Here is a 6,236-nt window from a genome sequence, read left to right as displayed (position 1 = left end):
GATAGAGAGTTAAATTTTAGTAAAACACAAAACAAGTGATACTATAACTTTAACCAAGTAATTCCATAGCGTCTTTGTATGCACTAACTAACGAAGCTAAAGTAACAAAACCACCGATAATCAAAAAAATCATTTCGATTTTTTTTCTTTTATTCTCTTTTATTTTTTCCTTTTTATCTTCTTCTTGATTTTGTTCAATATGTAAAATATCAACAAGATTTTCTATCTGGATTTTAAGTTCTTGATGTTGCTCTAAAATATTGTAATATTGAAATATAATTTTCCATATTGCATGTTTTTGTTGGTAGTTATAGTGCACTGGATTACTAAAAAAATACTTTAGATTAAAAACATAAAAATCTTTTTTAATATCAATAACATCATGATAATTTTCTTTATCTATAATGCTTGAAGTTAAATTCAAATAATACTCCATTTTCTCACGATAAGCCAAAGAAAGCGCAAACATAGTCATTGTATCGTTAAATTTACTTTCACAATTATTAAATCTAGCCTGAAACAAAAAGCCTTTTTCTGAAAACACAACTTTAATATCTGGATTATCATAACAATTTGATTTATCTATTTTTAATGTAGAACTACCTCTTAATAGTTGCGATATTTTACCATCATTCATGTTTTCATCAGTATATACAACTATATGATCTATCACACCTTTTTTAAATTGACAATACTCTTGACTTACAGAGACTCCATCTTTTATACATATAATACATATATCAAAAATTTTATATATTAATATTGTATCTTTGGCATACTTTTGATCTTCTATATTGGTATAAATTTCTAAATTTTGAGCCAAAAAGGTATGAAAAAAATCTTTTGTTCTTGTATCTTTTTTAAATTTATCCTTGCAAAAATTTTCGATAATTTTAACTTGATATGTATTTATCATGACATCTTCCTATTTTATAATATTATAAATTTAACTTATTGTTATAAATACGATTAAGATGAATTGTAAAACTTTAAATGCTTAAAAGAATTTTAAAATAGTGGTGCGGATGAAAGGACTTGAACCTTCACGCATTGCTGCACCAGATCCTAAGTCTGGCGTGTCTGCCAATTTCACCACATCCGCAAAAGTGGTACGCTCAAGAGGATTCGAACCTCTGACCTACGGCTTAGAAGGCCGTTGCTCTATCCAGCTGAGCTATGAGCGCAAAAAAATAAAAGTAACAATGGGCTTATGGTGCGCCCGATAGGAATCGAACCCATAACCTACAGATCCGAAGTCTGTCGCTCTATCCAGTTGAGCTACGAGCGCTGATGGGGTGAGTGATGGGAATCGAACCCACGACCCTCAGGACCACAATCTGATGCTCTAACCGACTGAGCTACACTCACCATTTATAAAAATGGTCGGGGTGAAAGGATTCGAACCTTCGGCCCCTTGGTCCCAAACCAAGTGCGCTAACCAGACTGCGCTACACCCCGATGTATAAAAATAAAGCGTTATTCTACATAAAAAAATATTAAAAGTCAAGATAAATAAGAATATTTAGCATAAAAAATGCTAAATATTTTAAGAATTATTTGTTTGTTTTTTTTGTGAAATGATGTTTAAAATTTCAACTACCAAAGAAAAGGCCATAGCCACATAAATATAGGCCTTATCTATATGAATATCAAAACTTTCACATACTAAAACAAAACCTATCATTACTAAAAATGCCAAAGCTAAAATTTTAATGCTTGGATATTTTTCTACAAAATCTGCAATTGGCTTAGAAGCAAAAAGCATTACTAATACTGCAATAATAACAGCAATAATCATAATCTCTATATCTTGAGCAATACCCACAGCAGTAATAACACTATCTAGAGAAAATACTATATCTATCACAGCTATTTCAGCAACTACAATCCAAAGTTTATTGCTGATTTTTATATTACTTTGACTTTCCTCTTGATGTGTTATACTTTCTTTGATTTCTTTGATAGATTTAACTATCAAAAACAATCCTCCAAGCAAAAGCACCAAATCCCTACCTGAAATTTCATTGTCTAATATACTAAATAAAGGTGTGACAAGCTTCATAACCCAAAACAAAGACAATAACAATAAAATTCTAGTAATCATCGCAAAAGCAAGGCCTAAAACTCTACCCTTATCTCTATGTTCTGGTGGTAATTTAGAAACCAAAATAGCCAAGAAAATGATATTATCAATCCCTAGCACAATCTCTAAAGCTGTAAGAGTAAGCAATACCACCCAAGCATCCACACTAAAAATCCACTCAAACATTTAACTTCCTTAAAATAAAAAGCGTAATTATAATGATAAAAAATTAATCATTTTCAAAAATTTCAACAATAGTTGCAGGTAAAATTTCATACTCTAATTTATGAATTTTATCTTCAAATTCTTCAAAGCTTAGTTTAGCTTTTTCAAACGCCTTTTGAGCAATGATTTTACCACCATCAAGCTCTTCATTAACCCAATGCACGCTAACACCCGCAACTTTCATATCGCTCTCATAACTTTCTTTGATAGCATGAGCACCTTTAAATAAAGGAAGCAAAGAAGGATGAAGATTAATAGCTTTTATATTTTGAGTGAAAATAGGGCTTAAAATTCGCATAAATCCTGCTAAGATGGTCAGATCTGCTTGACTTTTTTTTATAATTTTTACCAACTCTGCGTCAAATTCTTCTCTTGAGGTAAATTTTACATGCTCTATGATTTGAGTATTAAGGTTATATTTTAAAGCTCTTTGTATACCATAAGCTTCTTTTTTATTGCACACACATAAAACTACTTCAAAGGTATTTTTACCAAAAGTTTTTTTATGTAATTTTTCTAAAATATTTTCCAAATTACTTCCATTGCCACTAAATAAAATTGCTAATTTTATAAGCATTTTAACCCCTTTATCAATTTTAAAGCATCAAAACTAATTTTGTTTTTCTTATAATTTTTAGCTACTAAAGCATGAGCTAATACTGCATTTTTAGCAGCTTCTAAAGCATTAAATTTAGCTCCAAGCAAAGCTGCTATCATACCACTTAACACATCCCCACTTCCACCTTTTGCTAAAGCTTCATTGCCACAATTTACTATAAAAAATTTTTCTTTTTGAGCAATAATAGGATTAGCTCCTTTTAATACCAAAACACATTGAAATTTAGAACTAAACTTTCTTGCATAAAAAAAGCGTTTGTTTTGAATTTCTTCTACGCTTATATCCTCATTAAAACAAAGTTTTAAAAGCATACAAAATTCTTTAGGATGAGGGGTTAAAACAACATCTTCTCTAGCAAGATATGAAAGTAAATTTTCACTTTGAAAGCAATTTGCGTCTAAAACTAAAGGAATGTTTTTTAATCTTTCATCTTTTAAAATACTTAAATCATCAAGTCCCATACCTATAGCAGCTGCATTTATTTTGCTTTCAATATCATCTTTTAGCATAATCAAAGGTGAAAAACTTTCTTTAGCCACTAAAGATACAAGTCCTGCTCCAAATTCTAAAGCACCGAGTCCAGCTAGAGTACCTGCACTTTTATTTGCAAAAATATAAATATGGCCAAAATCGCCTTTATTTGAGTTAATCTTTTTTGTAATAAGTTTTAAATCTTTTTTTTCTAATAAAAAACTTGAAGTATTTTGCATGTAAGGTTTTAAACCCAAATTTGCAATTTTAATTTTACCTACAAATTCTTTTGCAAAATCTTCTAATAAAATTTCTTTAATCACTCCCATGCAAAGAGTGTAATCAGCCTTAAAACATAGCTCTTGTCCAAGCCCGCTAGGAACATCACAAGCTATTTTTAAAACCTTACTTTTAGCAATTTTTTTAAAAATTCTTTGCAAATTTTCATCTAAAGCTTTATTTAAACCACTCCCAAAAACACAATCAACAATGATGTCAAAATCTTTAAATTTAGGTTCTTTTTTTAAAAATTTAAAACCTATATTTTTTAAAATTTGCTCTTGCTTGATAAACATTGTATTTTTTTTATATGGCATAACAAAAGCAAAAGCTTTTTTTAAATGCCTTATAGCCACAAGTCCATCAGCTCCATTTCCACCAGTACCGAGCAAAAATAAAATTTTGGCATTTTTTATGTTTTTACTTTTTTTCTTAATCAAATTTGCAAGCTCTATACCTGCATTTTCCATCATTAAAAACTCATCCAAACCTTTTTCAATAAGTTTTTTTTCATAAGAAATATTATCTTTAAATACTGCTTTCATCGCTCATCTCACATTTTATAAATTTTTGAGTTTTAGCGCCTAGCTCTTTAAGCTTTATCACTCTTGAAGCGATATTTCCACTTCCATGAGTAAGCTTTGTTTGCATATTATCTACATTTGAATTTAATCTTTTAACATTTTCTTTGATTTTTTCAAAATCATCCAAAACGCCTGCAAATTTATCATGAAATTTACCCAGTTCATCAAAAGCTTTTAAGATATTTTCATTACTTTGTATATTTTTCCATGAAATATTTATAGTATTTAATGCCATAAAAAGAGTGTTTGGTGTAGTTAAATAAACCTTTTTTTTATAAGCGTATTGATAAATTTCAAGATCTACATTTAAAATCAAATCTAGAATATTTTGATAAGGTATAAAAAGCAAAACAAACTCATAAGTGTGTTTATCATACTGCATATAAGGCTTTTTAGCTAACTCATCAATCCTTGATTTTAGATTATAAGCCAAATCAAGACAGGTATTTTTACTAATATCTTCAAAACTAAAATCACTTGGTAGAGAAAATTTTGCATCTATAACTATACTTTTTTGTTTATCTAAAAACACAACCGCATCAGGAATGTAAGTTTTACCCTCATCTTGAAATCTCTCTTGCAATTTATACTGCACACCCTCTACTAAACCACTATTTTCTAAAACTGATTTTAGTTGTAATTCTGCAAAATTACCACGAATTTTTTTATCTCCTTTTAAAATTTTAGCTAGCTTATCTGCATTTTCTCCCATATTTTGACTAAATTTAAACATATGATCAATTTGTGTTTTAATGCTAACTTCATTTTGACTGAGTTTTTCACTATATTCTTTAACACTTTTTTTCACAGGCAAGAAAATTTCTTCTAAGATTTTTTTTGTATCTTCATTGAGCATAAGTTTGTTTTGATTTAAGATACTAGCATTTTGTTTTTGGAAATTTTGCTCTAGCTCTTGTTTTAATCCCGCCAAACTTTGTTTATATTTTTCTTCTAATTTTATTAAGGTTTGAGTGTATTCTTCTTTTAAATTTGCACGCTCTTTTAAATGCATATTTAAAAGTTCTTGTTGAGTTTGTTCTTTTTGTGCTAATTTTGCCTCTAAAGCTTCATTTTTAGATAAATACGATATTTTTTCATCTAAAAGTTTGGAATTTTTTTCTATAAGTGTAGTTTTTTCAAACTCTAAATTAGAAAGTTGATTTTGCAAAGTCATATTGTTTTGATTTAAAAATTCTAACTTTACTTTTTCTTTCTGACTTTTAAATACCACCCATACAAAAGCTAAAATTACAACAGCCAAAAAAGCTATTAAGATATTTTCCATTTTTAAGCCTTTGCTTTTTCAAGGAAATAAATATTTTTCTCATTTGCTTCTTTAAATTGTTTCATCTTTGGTAAAAGTTCTTTCATCAAAGCTTTGAAATTTTTAAAGCCGAAATTTTGTGGAATAAAATTTGCATGTTTTCTGTTCATATTGGTACGAATTTGAGCATATTCTGCGCGACCTTTTTCTTCTATCAAAGCCTCTGCGATATTGATTAAATCTTTGATATATTCTTTTTCAATTATGACTTTTGTTTTTGATTTATCTTGATCTAAATAAAAGAATTCACTAAAGGAATTCACATAAGATTTTACAGCTTGCTTTAAACCCATGCCTATAACTTGTTTTTTATTTTCTTTTAGCTTCTGTATCAAACTAGTATAATCACTATCACTTGATACAATAATAAAAATATCAATATCTTTTTCATAAAAAACACTCATAATATCAGTAATTAAATACATATCACTTGAATTTTTATTAGCTAAAAAATTAAATTGTTGCATAGCAATGATAGAATATTGTGCGATTTGTTCTTTCCAATTTTGTATATTTTTTTGAGTCCAATCTCCATAAATTCGCTTTATAACAATTTCTCCATAATCAGAAGCAATACCAAAAATCGATTTTGCGTATTTTGAAGGAATATTTTCCGCATCTATAAAAATTGCTATGCTTTTATTTTCCATT

Annotated in this window: 6 protein-coding genes and 5 tRNA genes; all 11 read right to left on the bottom strand. The window is 28.5% G+C overall.

All coding sequences use genetic code 11. The features are described from left to right. Positions 1-49: 49 nt before the first annotated feature. On the bottom strand, positions 50-916 hold the full coding sequence (locus tag L8T82_RS06245; RefSeq protein ID WP_263726120.1) for a hypothetical protein: 867 nt from the start codon (positions 914-916) through the stop codon (positions 50-52). A gap of 101 nt (positions 917-1,017) precedes the next feature. Further along, positions 1,018-1,102: transfer RNA gene (locus L8T82_RS06240), tRNA-Leu, on the bottom strand. A gap of 5 nt (positions 1,103-1,107) precedes the next feature. Next, positions 1,108-1,184, bottom strand: a tRNA-Arg gene (locus L8T82_RS06235). Positions 1,185-1,211: 27 nt separating this feature from the next. Then, positions 1,212-1,288, bottom strand: a tRNA-Arg gene (locus L8T82_RS06230). Between the two features lie 3 nt (positions 1,289-1,291). Continuing rightward, a tRNA-His gene (locus L8T82_RS06225) sits at positions 1,292-1,368 on the bottom strand. Between the two features lie 12 nt (positions 1,369-1,380). Next, positions 1,381-1,458: transfer RNA gene (locus L8T82_RS06220), tRNA-Pro, on the bottom strand. An 88-nt stretch (positions 1,459-1,546) separates the two neighbouring features. Further along, complete coding sequence (locus L8T82_RS06215) at positions 1,547-2,269, bottom strand: TerC family protein (RefSeq protein ID WP_263726119.1); 723 nt, start codon at positions 2,267-2,269, stop codon at positions 1,547-1,549. Between the two features lie 43 nt (positions 2,270-2,312). Further along, positions 2,313-2,885, bottom strand: a complete 573-nt coding sequence (gene purN, locus L8T82_RS06210) for a phosphoribosylglycinamide formyltransferase (RefSeq protein ID WP_263660672.1) — start codon at positions 2,883-2,885, stop codon at positions 2,313-2,315. Continuing rightward, positions 2,876-4,222: an NAD(P)H-hydrate dehydratase gene (locus L8T82_RS06205; RefSeq protein WP_263660671.1), complete on the bottom strand. Its 1,347-nt coding sequence runs from the start codon at positions 4,220-4,222 to the stop codon at positions 2,876-2,878. Before L8T82_RS06205 ends, purN begins: the two co-directional genes overlap by 10 nt. Further along, positions 4,206-5,546, bottom strand: coding sequence for a DNA recombination protein RmuC (gene rmuC / locus L8T82_RS06200; RefSeq protein WP_263665686.1), 1,341 nt, complete (start codon positions 5,544-5,546; stop codon positions 4,206-4,208). Before rmuC ends, L8T82_RS06205 begins: the two co-directional genes overlap by 17 nt. Positions 5,547-5,548: 2 nt before the next feature. Next, a complete protein-coding gene (locus L8T82_RS06195) occupies positions 5,549-6,235 on the bottom strand; it encodes an NYN domain-containing protein (protein WP_263660669.1) in 687 nt (228 codons plus the stop codon). Position 6,236 lies beyond the last annotated feature (1 nt).

It is taken from the genome of Campylobacter sp. IFREMER_LSEM_CL292, from assembly GCF_025771615.1.
GTDB lineage: Bacteria > Campylobacterota > Campylobacteria > Campylobacterales > Campylobacteraceae > Campylobacter_D > Campylobacter_D lari_D.
Note: the sequence above shows the minus strand (reverse complement) of the source record. Positions and strands in the feature narration are given on the sequence as shown.

Coding starts and splice junctions, on each gene's coding strand:
- L8T82_RS06245 (WP_263726120.1), bottom strand. CDS start 916: ATGATAAATACATATCAAGTTAAAATTATCGAAAATTTTTGCAAGGAT.
- L8T82_RS06215 (WP_263726119.1), bottom strand. CDS start 2,269: ATGTTTGAGTGGATTTTTAGTGTGGATGCTTGGGTGGTATTGCTTACT.
- purN (WP_263660672.1), bottom strand. CDS start 2,885: ATGCTTATAAAATTAGCAATTTTATTTAGTGGCAATGGAAGTAATTTG.
- L8T82_RS06195 (WP_263660669.1), bottom strand. CDS start 6,235: ATGGAAAATAAAAGCATAGCAATTTTTATAGATGCGGAAAATATTCCT.
- L8T82_RS06205 (WP_263660671.1), bottom strand. CDS start 4,222: ATGAAAGCAGTATTTAAAGATAATATTTCTTATGAAAAAAAACTTATT.
- rmuC (WP_263665686.1), bottom strand. CDS start 5,546: ATGGAAAATATCTTAATAGCTTTTTTGGCTGTTGTAATTTTAGCTTTT.